General features: G+C 67.6%; 15 protein-coding genes and 1 pseudogene. 8 read left to right on the top strand and 8 right to left on the bottom strand.

Annotated elements, in window-relative coordinates; all coding sequences use genetic code 11:
- Positions 1–8 precede the first annotated feature (8 nt).
- From BMX17_RS18825 to BMX17_RS18810, 4 genes are all read left to right on the top strand, one after another.
- Positions 9–1,553 carry an alkaline phosphatase family protein gene (locus BMX17_RS18825; protein ID WP_092662991.1) on the top strand — a complete coding sequence of 515 codons (1,545 nt, stop codon included), beginning with the start codon at positions 9–11 and terminating at the stop codon, positions 1,551–1,553.
- 65 nt (positions 1,554–1,618) lie between these two features.
- On the top strand, positions 1,619–2,575 hold the full coding sequence (locus BMX17_RS18820) for a ribose 1,5-bisphosphate isomerase (protein ID WP_092662989.1): 957 nt from the start codon (positions 1,619–1,621) through the stop codon (positions 2,573–2,575).
- The gene (locus tag BMX17_RS18815) at positions 2,572–3,471 is read left to right on the top strand and encodes an ATP-dependent ribose-1-phosphate kinase (protein WP_092663092.1); all 900 of its coding nucleotides are present in this window, start codon (positions 2,572–2,574) and stop codon (positions 3,469–3,471) included. Before BMX17_RS18820 ends, BMX17_RS18815 begins: the two co-directional genes overlap by 4 nt.
- 42 nt (positions 3,472–3,513) lie before the next feature.
- Positions 3,514–4,383: a DUF7537 family lipoprotein gene (locus BMX17_RS18810; protein WP_092662987.1), complete on the top strand. Its 870-nt coding sequence runs from the start codon at positions 3,514–3,516 to the stop codon at positions 4,381–4,383.
- A 9-nt stretch (positions 4,384–4,392) separates the two neighbouring features.
- Here BMX17_RS18810 and rbcL read toward each other — a convergent pair whose 3' ends face one another.
- The gene (gene rbcL / locus BMX17_RS18805) at positions 4,393–5,640 is read right to left on the bottom strand and encodes a type III ribulose-bisphosphate carboxylase (protein WP_092662985.1); all 1,248 of its coding nucleotides are present in this window, start codon (positions 5,638–5,640) and stop codon (positions 4,393–4,395) included.
- A gap of 148 nt (positions 5,641–5,788) precedes the next feature.
- Here rbcL and BMX17_RS18800 point away from each other — a divergent pair, with 148 nt between their 5' ends.
- A complete protein-coding gene (locus tag BMX17_RS18800; RefSeq protein ID WP_092662983.1) occupies positions 5,789–5,977 on the top strand; it encodes a hypothetical protein in 189 nt (62 codons plus the stop codon).
- Positions 5,978–6,226: 249 nt separating this feature from the next.
- Here the strand turns inward: BMX17_RS18800 and BMX17_RS18795 are convergent, their stop codons facing one another.
- From BMX17_RS18795 to BMX17_RS18765, 7 genes are all read right to left on the bottom strand, one after another.
- On the bottom strand, positions 6,227–7,273 hold the full coding sequence (locus BMX17_RS18795) for an RNA-guided endonuclease TnpB family protein (protein WP_092662981.1): 1,047 nt from the start codon (positions 7,271–7,273) through the stop codon (positions 6,227–6,229).
- Positions 7,274–7,439: 166 nt separating this feature from the next.
- Complete coding sequence (locus tag BMX17_RS18790; RefSeq protein ID WP_092662979.1) at positions 7,440–7,823, bottom strand: hypothetical protein; 384 nt, start codon at positions 7,821–7,823, stop codon at positions 7,440–7,442.
- 136 nt (positions 7,824–7,959) lie between these two features.
- Positions 7,960–8,430, bottom strand: a complete 471-nt coding sequence (ndk, locus tag BMX17_RS18785; RefSeq protein WP_092662978.1) for a nucleoside-diphosphate kinase — start codon at positions 8,428–8,430, stop codon at positions 7,960–7,962.
- The gene (locus tag BMX17_RS18780) at positions 8,431–8,883 is read right to left on the bottom strand and encodes a 50S ribosomal protein L24e (protein WP_092662977.1); all 453 of its coding nucleotides are present in this window, start codon (positions 8,881–8,883) and stop codon (positions 8,431–8,433) included.
- On the bottom strand, positions 8,883–9,113 hold the full coding sequence (locus BMX17_RS18775) for a 30S ribosomal protein S28e (RefSeq protein ID WP_092662976.1): 231 nt from the start codon (positions 9,111–9,113) through the stop codon (positions 8,883–8,885). The genes BMX17_RS18780 and BMX17_RS18775 overlap by 1 nt, the downstream gene beginning before the upstream one ends.
- A gap of 10 nt (positions 9,114–9,123) precedes the next feature.
- Complete coding sequence (gene rpl7ae / locus BMX17_RS18770; RefSeq protein ID WP_092662975.1) at positions 9,124–9,486, bottom strand: 50S ribosomal protein L7Ae; 363 nt, start codon at positions 9,484–9,486, stop codon at positions 9,124–9,126.
- Between the two features lie 215 nt (positions 9,487–9,701).
- Positions 9,702–10,730, bottom strand: coding sequence for an NAD(P)H-dependent flavin oxidoreductase (locus BMX17_RS18765; protein WP_092662974.1), 1,029 nt, complete (start codon positions 10,728–10,730; stop codon positions 9,702–9,704).
- Between the two features lie 91 nt (positions 10,731–10,821).
- On the opposite strand from BMX17_RS18765, the gene tmcA reads away from it, so the two are divergent.
- From tmcA to BMX17_RS18750, 3 genes and pseudogenes are all read left to right on the top strand, one after another.
- Positions 10,822–13,065 carry a tRNA(Met) cytidine acetyltransferase TmcA gene (gene tmcA, locus BMX17_RS18760; protein WP_092662972.1) on the top strand — a complete coding sequence of 748 codons (2,244 nt, stop codon included), beginning with the start codon at positions 10,822–10,824 and terminating at the stop codon, positions 13,063–13,065.
- Positions 13,062–13,574: a DUF456 domain-containing protein gene (locus BMX17_RS18755; RefSeq protein WP_092662970.1), complete on the top strand. Its 513-nt coding sequence runs from the start codon at positions 13,062–13,064 to the stop codon at positions 13,572–13,574. Before tmcA ends, BMX17_RS18755 begins: the two co-directional genes overlap by 4 nt.
- Positions 13,575–13,788: 214 nt before the next feature.
- A pseudogene (locus BMX17_RS18750) lies at positions 13,789–13,986 on the top strand (glutamate--cysteine ligase); the annotation flags it as partial.
- Positions 13,987–14,073: the final 87 nt, after the last annotated feature.

Here is a 14,073-nt window from a genome sequence, read left to right as displayed (position 1 = left end):
ACTCGCGCATGACACGGACGTTCGTCGTGGGCCTCGACGGGGCGAGCTGGCGGTTGCTCGACCCCTGGATCGAGGCCGGTGACCTCCCGAACCTCGCCGCCCTCCGTTCGGAATCGGCCTGGGCCGAGCACCGGAGTTGCCTGCCGCCCGTGACCTTCCCCAACTGGAAGTGCTACTCCTCCGGCAAGGACCCCGGCGGGTTCGGTGTCTTCTGGTTCGAACGGATGGACCTCGAGGAGGGCGTCATCGAGGTCGTCAACGGCGGCGAATTCGACACCGCCGAACTGTGGGACTACCTCAACGACGACGGCCAGACCGCTGGCGTGGTCAATATGCCGACGATGTACCCGCCTCGCGAGATCGACGGCCCCGTCGTCGCCGGCGGCCCCGACGCCGTCGAGGGAGAGTACCGCTCGATCTCCTCGGGCTACACCGCCCCCGAATCGCTGGCCGCCGAGCTGGAAGACCGCTTCGACTACCGCGTCCACCCCGATCCGCTCCTCTCCTCGAACGAAGAACGCGGTGCGGAAGTAGAGGCCATCCTCGACCTGCTGGACAAGCGTTTCGAGGTCGCCCTCTCGCTGTTCGAGGAGGAAGAACTCGACTTCGTCCACGTCACCCTCTTCTACCTGAACGTCATCCATCACTTCTTCTGGGACGAGGAGCCCAGCAAGCGCGCCTGGGAACTCGTCGACGAGTGGCTCGGCCGACTCGACGATCTGGAGGACACCAACCTCGTCGTCATGTCCGACCACGGCTCCGCGGCGACCCAGACGGAGTTCTACGTCAACGAGTGGCTGGCCGAAAACGGCTATCAGGCCCGCACCCAGACCGTCGACGGCGTCCTCAAGCGGGTCGGCATCGACCGCGAGACTGCTCTCTCGGCCGCCAAACGCGTCGGCGCGGTCGACTTCCTCGCAAAAGTCGTTCCCGAGCGCATTCAGGAGCTTGTCCCCCAGAGCGCCGGGCTCAAACGCTCCCGGAAACTGGAGGCCATCGAACTCGACGGGACGAAGGCCGTCGCCAGCGCACAGGGACCGATCTACCTCAACCCCGACTTCGATACCGAATCCGTGCGTGAAGAGTTGATGGCCGATCTCGCCGCCGTCGAGGACGAACACGGCCGGCTCTTCACCGACGTGTACCGCGGTGAGGAGGTGTACGAGGGCCCCTATCTCGACGAAGCACCCGAAATCGTCGTCGACCAGCGCCCGGGCGTCCACGTCAACGACGGCGTCGGCGGCGGCGTGATCCAGACCGGCCCGGACCGCTGGGCCGCCGAGAACACGCCCAACGGCATCTTCCTCGCGAGCGGCCCGGACTTCGCCGAGGCGGGCGAACTCGACGACATCAGCATCCGCGACATCGCGCCGACCTTGCTGGTCGCCAGCGGCTGTGACGTGCCGGAAGACATGACCGGCGACGTCCTCGATATCTTCGCCGACGACCGCGACTGGGAGCGTCGCGACCCCATCACGCTGGCCGACGATGACGACAGCCGCGACGACGAGGAAGTGGCCGAGCGGCTGAAGCAACTGGGCTACATGGAATGATGGGTTCCCGGCACTCCTCCCGTCCCCCCGGTCACTTTTTACGCCCGACCGCGTAGTTCGGCGCCATGGACACGGAGGTTGCCCCGGCGGTCGAGGCCGTCGCCGCCGACATCGCCGAAATGGAGATTCGCGGCGCGGCGACCATCGCCGACGCGGCGGCCGACGCGCTGGCCACGCAGGCCACGGCGAGCGACGCCGAGACGGCCGAGCAGTTCAGGGCGGAGATGCACGCGGCCGCGGGCGTGCTCTACGACACGCGCCCGACCGCTGTCTCCCTGCCCAACGCGCTACGGTTCGTCTTTCAGAGCATGGAGGGGACGACCGTCGAGTCGCTCCGGCAGTCCGCGGTCGACGCTGTCGAGCAGTTCCGAGACCAACTCGACCGCGCACAGGACGACCTCGGCGAGATCGGTGCCAACCGACTGCGGGACGGGGACACCGTGATGACCCACTGCCACTCGACGGACGCGTTGGCCTGTATCGAGGCCGCGCTCGACCAGGGCAAGGAACTGTCCGCGGTCGTCAAGGAGACACGTCCCCGGAATCAGGGCCACATCACAGCCGAGCAGTTGCGCGAGTGGGACGTACCCGTGACACTGATCGTCGACAGCGCCGCCCGTCGCTACCTCGACGAGGTCGATCACGTCCTCGTCGGAGCCGACGCCGTCGCGGCGGACGGCTCCGTCGTCAACAAGATCGGGACCAGCGGCCTGGCGGTGTCGGCCCGCGAGCGCGGCGTTCCGATCATGACCGCGGCCCAGACGATCAAACTCCATCCGGGAACGATGACCGGCCACACCGTCGAGATCGAGATGCGCGACGAGGCCGAGATCATCGGCCCGGCCGAGCGCGATGAGATCGGCGATATCGCCGTCGAGAACCCTGCCTTCGACGTGACGCCGCCTCGCTACATGGACGCCATCGTCACCGAGCGCGGTCAGTTCCCACCCGAGAGCATCGTCACGCTGATGCGGGAACTGTTCGGCGAGACCTCCGCGCGACCGTGGGAGGACCCGGTGTGAGCGGTGCCGATCCGGCGCGCGTGATCTGTGCGGGCCACGTCAACTGGGACGTGACCCTCTCTGTCGACCGCCTTCCCGGTGCCGACGCCGAGGCGACGATCACCGATCAGTCCCAGTCCTGTGGCGGGAGCGCCAGCAACGCCGCCACTGGATTGGCCGCGCTGGGCAACGACACCACCATCCTCGGGAGCGTCGGGGACGACGAGAACGGCCACCTCGCGACCCGGGCCCTCGATTCGGCCGGCGTCGACTGCGACCCGCTCGTGGTCGCCGACACCGAGACCGCGGTGAAGTACCTCGTCGTCGACCCCGCCGGTGAGGTCGCAGTCCTCGGCAACGAGGGCGGCAACGAAGCATTCGGGGCCGACGACCTCGACGACGCCATCCTCGCTGCCGCCGACCACCTCCACCTGACGAGTCAGGACCCCGATACCGCCGCCGAACTGGCCGATCGCGCCCACGACCACGGCCTCCGGGTCAGTTTCGACCCCGGCCGGCGGATCGACGCACGGGACTTTACGGCCCCGCTCGCCCGATCCGATCTCGTGTTCGTCAACGAGCGCGAGGCATCGACGGCCATCGAGGACCACTTCGGCCCGGCTGACGGCCTCGACAAAACGGTGGTCCTCAAACACGGCGCGGCGGGCGCGGAAGTCCTGACGCCCTGCGGGCACTACGCGAGCCACGACGGGTTCCCCGTCGAGGCCGTCGACACCACGGGCGCGGGCGACGCCTTCGCCGCCGGCTTCCTGACCGCGTGGCTCGACGGCGACGCGGAGCCGGATTTCGACCGGTGTCTCGCCGTCGCCAACGCCTGCGGTGCCCTGGCCGCAGGTGTGCGTGGCCCGTCGCCACCGCTCTCCTGGGACCGGATCGAAGACTTGCTCGACACGTGAAACCGCTCTCGATTTTATGTCGGCCGAGATGTAGGTTCCCGTATGGACGGTCGAACACTGGGCGTCGTGCTCCTGGTGGCGCTGGTCGCGCTGGCGGGCTGTTCGGGCGGAGGCGGCCCGGGGTCGCCGACCGCGGACGGCGAGCCAGACGCTTCGGACGGCTCGGGGCCACAACAGGGAACTGATACCGGATCTGACGACGACAGCACGAGAGAAACCCCCGATGCAGACCTCGAACCACTCGATCTGCAGGCGGTCCGGACCGGTTCGGAAGTGAACGCGAGCGCACTGTTGCTCGCGCACTTCCGGGCGCTCAACCGGAGCGGTAGCTACCGGGTCGAAACCAATCGGACCGTCGTGGCCCCCGAGGGAACGTCGTTCAGGCTGGTGACCGCGGCGGGGTCGACGACCCCGTTGCGACAGCGCTACCGGGTGACGCGATCGTTCCGCAACGTATCCGGCTCGTTCCTCGCCAGTCGAATCGACGAGTATCACACCGGAGACGACCGCTACGAGCGCTACAACGATACGTTCGACGGGCAGGCGGCGACCACCACCGTGTCGGAAACCACGCGCCAGCGAACCCGTCGACAGTACCAGCGCGGCACCGTCGGATTCACCGAAGCCGACTACTTCCTGATGTTCGAGTTCGCGTTCGCCGGCAACGTCACGCGGGACGGAACGCGACTGTACCGATTCGGTGCCGACGCCTTCGCCGGTGCGGACCGGCGACCGCGCAACGCGACCGACCCCAGCGCGACGCTACTCGTCGACCGTACCGGCGTGATCCGGTCCGCGGACTTCCAGTTCGTGAACGCGAACACCGGACAGGAACTGTCTCTCTCGCTGGAGACCACCGCCGTCGGGGACGTGACCGTCGACGAACCCGACTGGACCGACGAGACCCGGTGACCGACCGACTCACCGTGGCGTCTCCGTTCCCCACTTCTCGATCGCGGTTTCGAGTTCCGGCACGTCCTCTGCTTTGTCCTCGATGTCTTCGCCCGCCGCGGCCGCGTCGACCGCCGCTCTGAGTGCTTTCGCGCCGGCGTGGGTGCCGTCGGGGTGGCCGTGGACGCCTCCGCCGGCCTGGACACAGAGGTTTTTCCCGAGACGGTCGATCAACTCGGGAACGAGACCGGGATGGAGACCGCCCGACGCGACCGGAAGCACGTCGTTCAGGCCGTGCAGATCGGCGTAGAGCCACTCGTTGATTCCCGCCGAATCCTCGTTTTCGAGTTTGCCGAGGTCGGCGGTGCCGGTGTGGAGCTGGTCGGCCCCACAGAGGCGCGTGACCTGTGCGAGGACCCGCATCGACACGCCGTGGTCGGGGATGCGGTCGAACGCGGCGTGCATCGCGCGGTGGGCGTGGATCGCGAGCCCGTGGTCCTCGCAACGCTCGCGGACCCGCTGAACCGCCGCCCAGCCACAGGTCACCACGTCCACCATCACGTACTCGCCGCCGTGTTCGGCCACCATGTCGACCCGTTCGAGCATCCGTCGGGTGTCCGCGGTGACGTTCACGAGGTAGGATTTTTTCTCGCCGGTCTCGTCCTCGGCGCGGTCACGCTGGCCGAGCGACTCGGTGAGGCGATCCGCAAAGGGGTTGAACCCTTGATCGGTGAGGTTCTCGTCGTCCTTCAGCAGGTCCAGTCCGCCGGTCCAGGCCTCGTACCCGATCTGGGCGTGCTGGTCGGTCGAGAGGCCGACCTTGGGCTTTGGCACCGTCGCCGTGATCGGCCGGTCGCCGGCGTCGAAGATATCCTCGCGCACGCTCGTCCCGAACTGGGGGCCCGGGAAGGAGGTGGCCAGCGGCTCGGGCCAGTCACAGTCGAGCAGGCGGATGCGCTCGACGGCTTTCATGCCCAAAATGTTCCCGGCGATGCAGGACAGCACCTGCGCCATGTTGCCGTCCTCGAACAGTGCGTCCGGGTACGCCACCGTGACTCGATTCCCGTCGATGGCACAGGCCGTCGCCGAGAGGTCGGTGATCGACCCCTCGACCTGGAGTTCGGCCCAGGTGCCGTTGGAGCTTTCCGAGGCGACGCGGCCGGCGGCGTCGGCCATGTCCATGTCGCTGGCCGGTTCGACGGCGAACGTACAGACCAGCTCCGAGTCACGGGGCTCGTACTCGAGATCGAGGAAATCCTCGTAGTTGATGCCGGGCATACCCCGACCTTGGTCGGCCCGGATCGTTAAACTGCCGCCGGGTGGCGGTCCAGGGGGCGAAATCTGTCGGGAGCCGAAACGCGTAAGACGCCAGTTGCTGGAACGTCCAAATAGGATGACTACCGCGCCCGCGGTCCGTGTCTCGCGTATGCTCGATCAGATAGACGACCCGGAGCGGGCCACGCTGTTGCGCGGACTCTGGCAGGTCTATCGGTTCGGCCTGCGTGTCGCGACTGCCTACCGCGTGTTCCTCTCGCTCGTCGAGACTCTCCTCACGACGTTCGTCGCGACAATCGTCCGGCTCGTCGAGGCCTCCATCGACATCTTCACCGATTGACCTCCTCCCACCCCTAAAGGGGTGGGATTCCCCGACGGGGATATTCAGGTTGCGCGTTTCCTCGGCGGCTCAGGGACGCTTTCGCGTGGCCAGCCTCACAGGTCGCCATCCGGTTACGACCCCGGACGTGCTTTCCAGCGCGTACAGCCGGGTCAACGCGGCCTTCCTCCCCGGTCACGCCGGGCGGCTGCGAAGCAGTCGGTGGAGTGTTCAGTCCACGAGGCCGCACGGGTCGCGTCAGCCGAAGTGTTAGGCCGTGCATGGTTCTCCCTCCCGTTGACGGATGTTTTCGGCGGCGTTCAGGTCGGCGTGGCGGCTACGGTCGCACTCTGGACATGAGAAGTGGTCGCTGTTGCGTGTGCCCTCGGCACCGCAGGCCGAACAGCGTTGGCTCGTCTCGAACGGGTCAACTTCCTCGACGCGAATCCCGGCCTGTTCTGCCTTGTAGACGATGAATTCCTGCAACTGGTGGAAGTGCCACGAGTGGACGCCGCGCCAGTCGCTTCCCTCTCTAATGCCCTCCAGGTCCTCGATTTTCAGCACGGGATTCTCGAACTGCTCGGCCCAGTCGATGAGGCGACGGGAGGCGTTGTGGTTGAGATCACGAATCCGGCGCTGTTCTTTGTTACCCACGCGGTTACGTGCGCGAAGCGCACCCGCCTGTTGCAGCGACTCGCGCAAGGAACGATATTTGCGCCGGACGTATTTCGCCTCACGACCGGACACCAGCATCGACTCGCCCGTTTCTGCGTCTGCGGCCAGCAGGTGGTTGTGACCTATGTCCACGCCGATTGCCGTCTCCTCGCCCGTTTCTGCGTCGTATTCGACGGTGAACGTACAGAACCAGTCGTCGTCCCGGCGGTACACCTGCAACCGGGACTTGTCGGCTTCGCCAGCCACGAGTCGAGCAACGTCATCGGCGATGTCGTCGTACACGTCGATAGGCGTGTACCACCAGCCCGAGATACAGGGAAAACCGACGACGACCGACCCGTTCTCGGTGCGGTCGATCTCCCAGTTCTGGTTGTTGACCGCCAACGGCTGGCTGGCGTGGTACTCGACGATGCCGTCGTTCTTGTAGTCGGATTTGGCTTCGCGGATGGCCTGATTCTGGATGGCCGAGTAGAGGTCGTTGTCGATGCTGGCCGTGGTCACGCTCATGCCAAACTCGCCGGTCTCCCACCCGTCGATGCAGAACTGCTTGGTGTCGCGGTACAGGTGAGTGGCGCGTTGCCACTCCCTGCAGCGCTCTCGGGAGGGGTTGTGAAACGTCGTGGTGACAGTGGTCGTGACCACGATTACAGTTGTAACGTTTGTCTGGATGATAATAAAACGGGGGAATATCAGGCGGGCCGACATCCGTGGTTTCCTCCCCAGTTGTCGGCTTCATCCCACCCGTGAACGGGTGGGCTTTCGCCTCGCTACCGCTGTAATCAGTCACCGCCGCTCACACACCGCCACGTCACAGTGTCACCAGCAGTGCCACCGCCAGCGCCACTGGCGCGGCGTAGATACTCCCGACGATCACCAGACTCGTCCGGTCGCCCCGGAAGCTGAGCCAGTGACCAGCCACGACCGAAAGCACCGCCAGAATCCCGAGTATCGTCCAGTGAGTCGCGAACCCGGTCGTCCCGGTTAGCGCGAACACCGCGATCAGGGACGCGGCGGCCGTCGCCACGTAGTCGAAGGCCCGTTCCCGCCGGACGGCCGCACCGATCAGCGCGGCCAGCATCGGCCCGCCCAGGACGAGCGCGACCAGCAGAGGGAACGTCGAGCCACCACCGACCGCCAGCGTCGACGTCCCGCGTTCGTCGTCGAGAAATCGTCCACGCTGGCGAACACGCATACCCCTCGCTATCGGGCGGGCGTCCAAATAGTTACTCCCGGTGTTCGCCCGTTCGCGAGCGACCCCGCGACAGCCACCGCTCTCCGGCGTCGAAAATACTGAGAAATTACGGAGTCACCGACGGTGCTGTCAGTGATCAGGCGTCCTCGTACACCCACTCGGCGTCGGACTTCTCCCAGTCGACCAGTTCCTCCTCGTCGAAGAACAGGTCGATCTCCCGTTCGTTCGCGCCGGGGTCCTCGTGGTCGGAGCCGTGGATGACGTTCTGTCCGAGGTCCAGGCCGAGGTCACCGCGGATGGTGCCGGGCTGGGCCTCGGCGGGGTCGGTCGTCCCCATCATCTGTCGGACCTGGCGGGTGGCGTCCGCGCCCTCCCAGACCATGGCCATCACCGGACCGGAGGTGATGAACTCGACCAGGCCGTCGAAGAAGGGCTTGTCCTCGTGTTCGCCGTAATGCTCGTGGGCGAGTTCTTCGTCGATCTGCATGAACTTCGCGCCGGCGAGCTTCAGGCCGCGCTCTTCGAGGCGGCCGACGATCTCACCGATCAGGCCGCGCTGGACGCCGTCGGGCTTGACCATCACGAACGTGCGCTCGTCGTGGCTCATCTATGCCTCGGCCTCCTCTTCGTCGGCCTCGTCGTCGCCGTCTTCGGCGTCCTCGTCGACGGCCTCTGCGGAGTCGGCGTCCGCGTCGGCGGCCGCTTCGTCGGCACCCTCACCCTCGGGGCCCGGCGTGGCCTCGGACTCGGCGTCTTCGAGGTCGGGCGCGGCACCCGTGTCCTCGACGACGTCGGCCTCGGTCGCGGCGGGGTCTTCGGGTTCGGCTTCGGTTTCTTCCTCGGCTTCGGGTTCGTCTGCCGTCTCGGCGGCGCGTTTGCCGCCGGCGCTGCGGCCGGACTCGGTCCAGCCCATGTCGCGGGCCTCGCGACCGAGGTCGGCGTTTTTCTCGCACTTCGAGGAGCAAAACATGACGGTCGCCCCGTCGTTTTGCACCAACATGGTGCCCGTGCCGGGTTCGATGTCGTCGCCACAGAAGTCACATTCGCGGGTTCGTGGCATTATTGTCCTCCGATCTGGTCGGCCTCGCGGGCCGTCTCCCGGAGCTGGAGCACGTCGCCCTCGCGGACCGGGCCGAGGACGTTCCGGGTGATGATGCGGCCCTGGTTCTCGCCCTCGCGGATGCGACACTTGACCTGCATGGCCTCCCCGTGCATCCCGGTTCGGCCGACGACTTCGATGACCTCCGCGGGCGTCGAGCCGCCTCCGTCTTCAGTTTCTTCTGCGCTCATATCGAGTCACCTACTGGAGGTCCTCGAGCTTCTGTGCGATGTCGTCGACGTCGCCGCTGGCCTCGCCGGCCGTGACGATGGCCGCCGCGGCGCTGCCGACTTCCAGGCCGGCCGCCTGACCCACGTCGTCCTGGGACTCGACGAACAGATAGGGCACGTCTTTCTCGGCGGCCAGCTCGGGCAGATGCATGACGATCTCCTCGGGCTGGACGTCCTCGGCGACGAACACGAGGTCCGCGTTCCCTCGCTCGACGGCTTTGGTCGTCTCGTTGGTTCCTTTCTTTACAACTCCTGTGTCCCGTGCGACCTCCAGAGCCTCGAGGGCGTCCTCGGCGAGGTCTGCTGGGACGTCGAAATCGACGTATACTGACATTGGTATTCACCTCCCGCGCGTGGGCTCGCGCTCCCCCGCCTGAGAGTCGACCGCCAAGTGTGACGGCCGACGGCAAAGTCCTGAGAGGCTAGGAGCATCATCAACCCCGCGCAGGCTGTATCCCTTCATTGGCTATCCCCTGCTAAAAGCGCTTTCGATGCCGCCACAACAGTGTCAGGCGTCCGCATAGGATCTCCGGGCTGGTTACCCCCATGTCAGGATCCACAACCGGATCCTGACAGGACAGCGATACGGTCACGGGCCCCCGCGACCAGCTCGTCGACGATCTCGGCGGCCGGCTGGACGTCGTCGGTCAGGTCCGCGCTCTGGCCGGCGTACATGGCCATCTCGTCGACGGTCCCCTCCATCCCCGCCAGCGGCGGATCGTCGTCGTACCGCTCGACCGGGTGCCCGTTCCCGTACCGGGCGACTACCTCGCCCTCGCCCGGGCGTTCGCCGACCGGCGGTTCCCCGGCGTCGGCCCACTCCGCGTACGTCTCGTTTTCGAGCGTCCGGTGGGGCTGGCCGGGCCAACCACCGTCGTACAACTCCGACCGGACGGCCTCGCGGGCGTCGGCCGCCGTCACCGCCTGCTGGTACTCCCGGTGTGCCCGTGACTCGGCGGCCGCGACGAACCGCGTCCCGAGCCACGCGCCGTCAGCGCCCAGCGCCAGCGCTGCAGCCAGACCGCGCCCGTCCGCGATGCCGCCGGCGGCGATCACCGGCACGTCCTCGCCCGCCACGTCGGCGACCGCCGGGACCAGCGGCATCGTCGCCACGTCGCTCTGGACGTGCCCCCCGGCCTCCCAGCCCTGGCTGACGAGTACGTCCACGCCCGCCGCGACGGCCTCGCGCGCTTCATCGGCACTGCCGACGGTCTGGAGGACAGTCCCGCCGGCGTCGTGGACCTGCTCGACGTAGGGGGTGGCGTCGCCGAAGGAGAAGGAGACGATCTCCGCACCGGCGTCGAGACAGACTTCCAGATGCTCCTCGGTCGCGTGGGTGGTCGTGTCCGGATCGAGGACGAGGTTCACGCCGAACGGTCGGTCCGTGCGCTCGCGGGTCGCCGCGATCACCGATTCCGTGGCGTCGAGGCCGAGCCAGGTGACCGCCAGCGTCCCGAGCCCACCTGCCTCGGAGACGGCGGCCGCGAGGGCGGGACAGGAGACGCTGCCGATAGGGGCCTGCACGACGGGCACGTCGATCCCGAGCCGATCACAGAGGGGCGTCCGTAGCGTCGACATACCCGGCCTTCCGAGCCCGCACAGTTGAGTGTTCGGGCACGAGAACCGCCGAAACCGCCAGACACAAGCCGGCGGCACATCGAGGGGGCGTATGCTCGACGGCGTCGTCCGCCGGTTGCGAGAACAAGCCCGCGAGACCGACGAACGCCGATTGCTCGTCCTCGCAGGTGCCCCCGATCGGACGCGCCGGGCCGCCGCGGACACCTTCGACGCCGCAGGGATCGACCCGGCGGACGCGACGCTGGTCGGCCCCGAACCCGCCCTCGACTGCGAACACCTCCCACTAGAACGGTCGGCGGAACTGCTCGGCACGACACGCGAGGCCGTCGTGCTGGACCTGCACGCGGCCTGTCGACCCAACGCTATCGGCCGAGCCGTCGGCGTCGTCGACGGCGGCGGCCTGTTGATCCTGCTGACCCCGCCGCTCGACGAGTGGCCCGACCGTCGCGACGGCTTCGACGAGGGCCTGGCCGTCCCGCCGGCCGACCTGTCCGCCGTCACCGGTCACTTCCGCCGCCGACTCGTCGAGACGGTTCGGGCTCACCCCGGAATCGCCATCGTCGACGTGGACGCCGAGCGAGTCGAACGCGACGGCCTGACCGATCCCGCGCCGGTGTTGGCCGGCGTTGGTGTTTCCCTCCCCGACGCCCACACCTTCCCCGATGCCGTCTACGAGGCCTGCCTGACGGACGATCAGACCGAGGCGGTACTGGAACTCGAACGCCTGCACGACGATGGGCAGGCGGTCGTGGTCGAGGCCGACCGCGGGCGCGGAAAGTCAAGCGCCGCGGGACTGGCAGCCGGCGCGCTCGCACTCGCTGGCGAGGACGTCCTGGTGGCGGCTCCGGCGTACCGCAACGCCGCCGAAGTTCTCGCACGCGCCCGCGAGCGCCTCGCCGCCGCGGACGCGCTCGTCTCCGCCGACGACCCCGACACGCCCCACGAACTGACTGCGCCGGACGGTCGGGTCCGCTTCCGTCGGGCGGCCGATGCGGTGGAGGGCGGTCTCCCGGCCGGCCCCGATGCCGTAATCGTCGACGAGGCGGCCGCGCTTCCGGTCCACGTCCTCGAATCGTTCCTCGACGCGCCGGCAGTGGCTTTCGCGACGACCGTCCACGGCTACGAGGGAGCGGGCCGGGGCTTCTCCGTCCGCTTCCGGGACCGTCTCGACGACAGCGACCACGCGACCAGCGAGGTCCGACTGGCAGAGCCGATTCGGTACGCCACGGGCGACCCCGTCGAGGTGTGGGCCTTCCGCGCGCTGTTGCTCGACGCCAGCCCGCCGGTCGACCCGCTCGTAGCCGACGCCCAGCCCGGGACCGTCGAGTACGTCGCGCTCGAGGCCGCGGACCTGCTGGCCGACGAGACCGTGCTCCGGGAGACGTTCGGTCTGCTCGTGCTGGCGCACTACCGGACCGAACCCGACGACCTGGCACGACTCCTCGACGCGCCGAACCTCACCGTCCGCGCACTGTTGCACGACGGGCACGTGGTCTCGGTGGCCCTGCTGGCCCGGGAGGGCGGCCTCGACGCCGAAACCCGGGCGGATATGTACGACGGCGGGCGCATCCGCGGGAATATGCTCCCGGACGTGCTGACGACCCAGCTCCGGGACGAGTCGGCCGGCGTCCCGGTCGGCTACCGCGTCCTCCGAATCGCCACCCACCACGCCGCCCGGTCACGCGGTCTGGGGTCGCACCTCCTCGCCGAGATCCGCGAGGAGGTCGCCGACGACGTGGACTGGCTGGGCGTCGGCTACGGCGCGACCCCCGAACTGCTGGAGTTCTGGGCCGGGAACGGCTACCGGCCCGTCCACCTCTCGACGACGCGTAACGACGAGAGCGGGGAGTACTCCGCGCTGATGCTCGATCCCACGAGCGACGCGGGAACCGACCTGTTCGAGCGCCACACCGACCAGTTCGTCGCCCGCGTCGGGGACGTACTGGCGGACCCTCTCGCCGACCTCGACCCGGACGTGGTGCGGGCGACCCTCTCGGCACTGAACCGGGACGCCGACCTCGATCTCGCCGACTGGGAGTGGCGACAGGTCGCGAGCGCGGCGTTCGGCCCCGGCCTGTTCGACATGGCACCGGGCCCGTACCGCCGGCTGGCCGTCACGTACTTCACCGCCGGCGTCGACGTCGACCTCACGACGCGTCAGGAGCGGCTGTTGGTCCTGAAACCCCTTCAGGGCCGGCCGTGGGACGAGGTTGCGTCGATACTCGACTCCCACTCGACGGCCGAGGCGATGCGCGCGCTCGGCGACGCGCTGGAACCCCTCGTCGATGCGTGCGGCCCGGCGGCGGCACTGACGGAGGCCGACCGATACAGATGACTGGACCCGTACTCACGACCCTCTTCGGCACGGATCTGGTGGTATGGCTCGCGATCGGACTGGCGTTTCTCGGCGTCCTGGGAACGCTCGTCCCGCTCGTTCCCGGCGCGCTCCTCTCGCTCGGAGGCGTCTACCTCTACTGGTGGTCGACGGGCTACACTGATCCCGGCTTGCTCGTTCTCGGTGTGCTGACCGCGCTGGGACTGCTGATCGTCGTCGTCGACTGGTTCGCCGGCGCTGTTTCGGCGAAAGTCAGCGGTGCCGGCACCACGACGAGCCTCCTGGCCGGCGTCGCCGGATTCCTGCTATTTTTCGTCGCCGGGCCGGTCGGCATCCTGCTCGGCGTCGCTGGCGTGGTCTTCCTCGCGGAGATCCGCCGCACCGGCGACGGCCCCGCCAGCGCCCGAACGGCCGTCTACACGACCCTCGGAATGCTCGCGAGTACCGTCGCGCAGTTCCTGCTGACGACGCTACTCGTCGTCGGTTTCCTGCTGGCGATCCTCATTTGAGGAAAGATTCGACGAACGATTTTCAATAGGCGTATTAAGTACACATTTGAATGTCGTTCGGCCCAAAAGAACAGGGTGCGGTCGCAAACCTACCGCAGAATTTTGCAGTGGTCGGAAAATTCTTGTGGGGCCGGACCGTCGGCTAAGTTGGTAATAGTTACCACGGATCGGGGCATCGGAGCGCCGACGCCCACGGACTAGCCTCGGGATCACAATGTCAGGGAACTCGCTACGACGGAGCATCGAAGTCGAGTACTGGGTCGTCGACACCGACGGGCGGCTGGTCGAGCCGGGCGACCTCGTGACCGCGTCGCCGGGCGTCGAGCGTGAGTTCGTCGAGCCATTGCTGGAGATCAAGACCACACCGTGTGAGACGACCAGCGCGCTCCGTCGCGAACTGTTCGAACGGCTCAATTGAATCCGGCGAATTTCGGCGTTTCAGCGTTCAATTGCCTGCTCCACGTTGTAAACGCCGGCTATGAGCGTTATTTCCCGGAAC

It is taken from the genome of Halorientalis persicus (assembly GCF_900110215.1).
Taxonomy (GTDB): Archaea; Halobacteriota; Halobacteria; order Halobacteriales; family Haloarculaceae; genus Halorientalis; species Halorientalis persica.
This window is presented reverse-complemented; position numbering and strand designations above follow the sequence as displayed.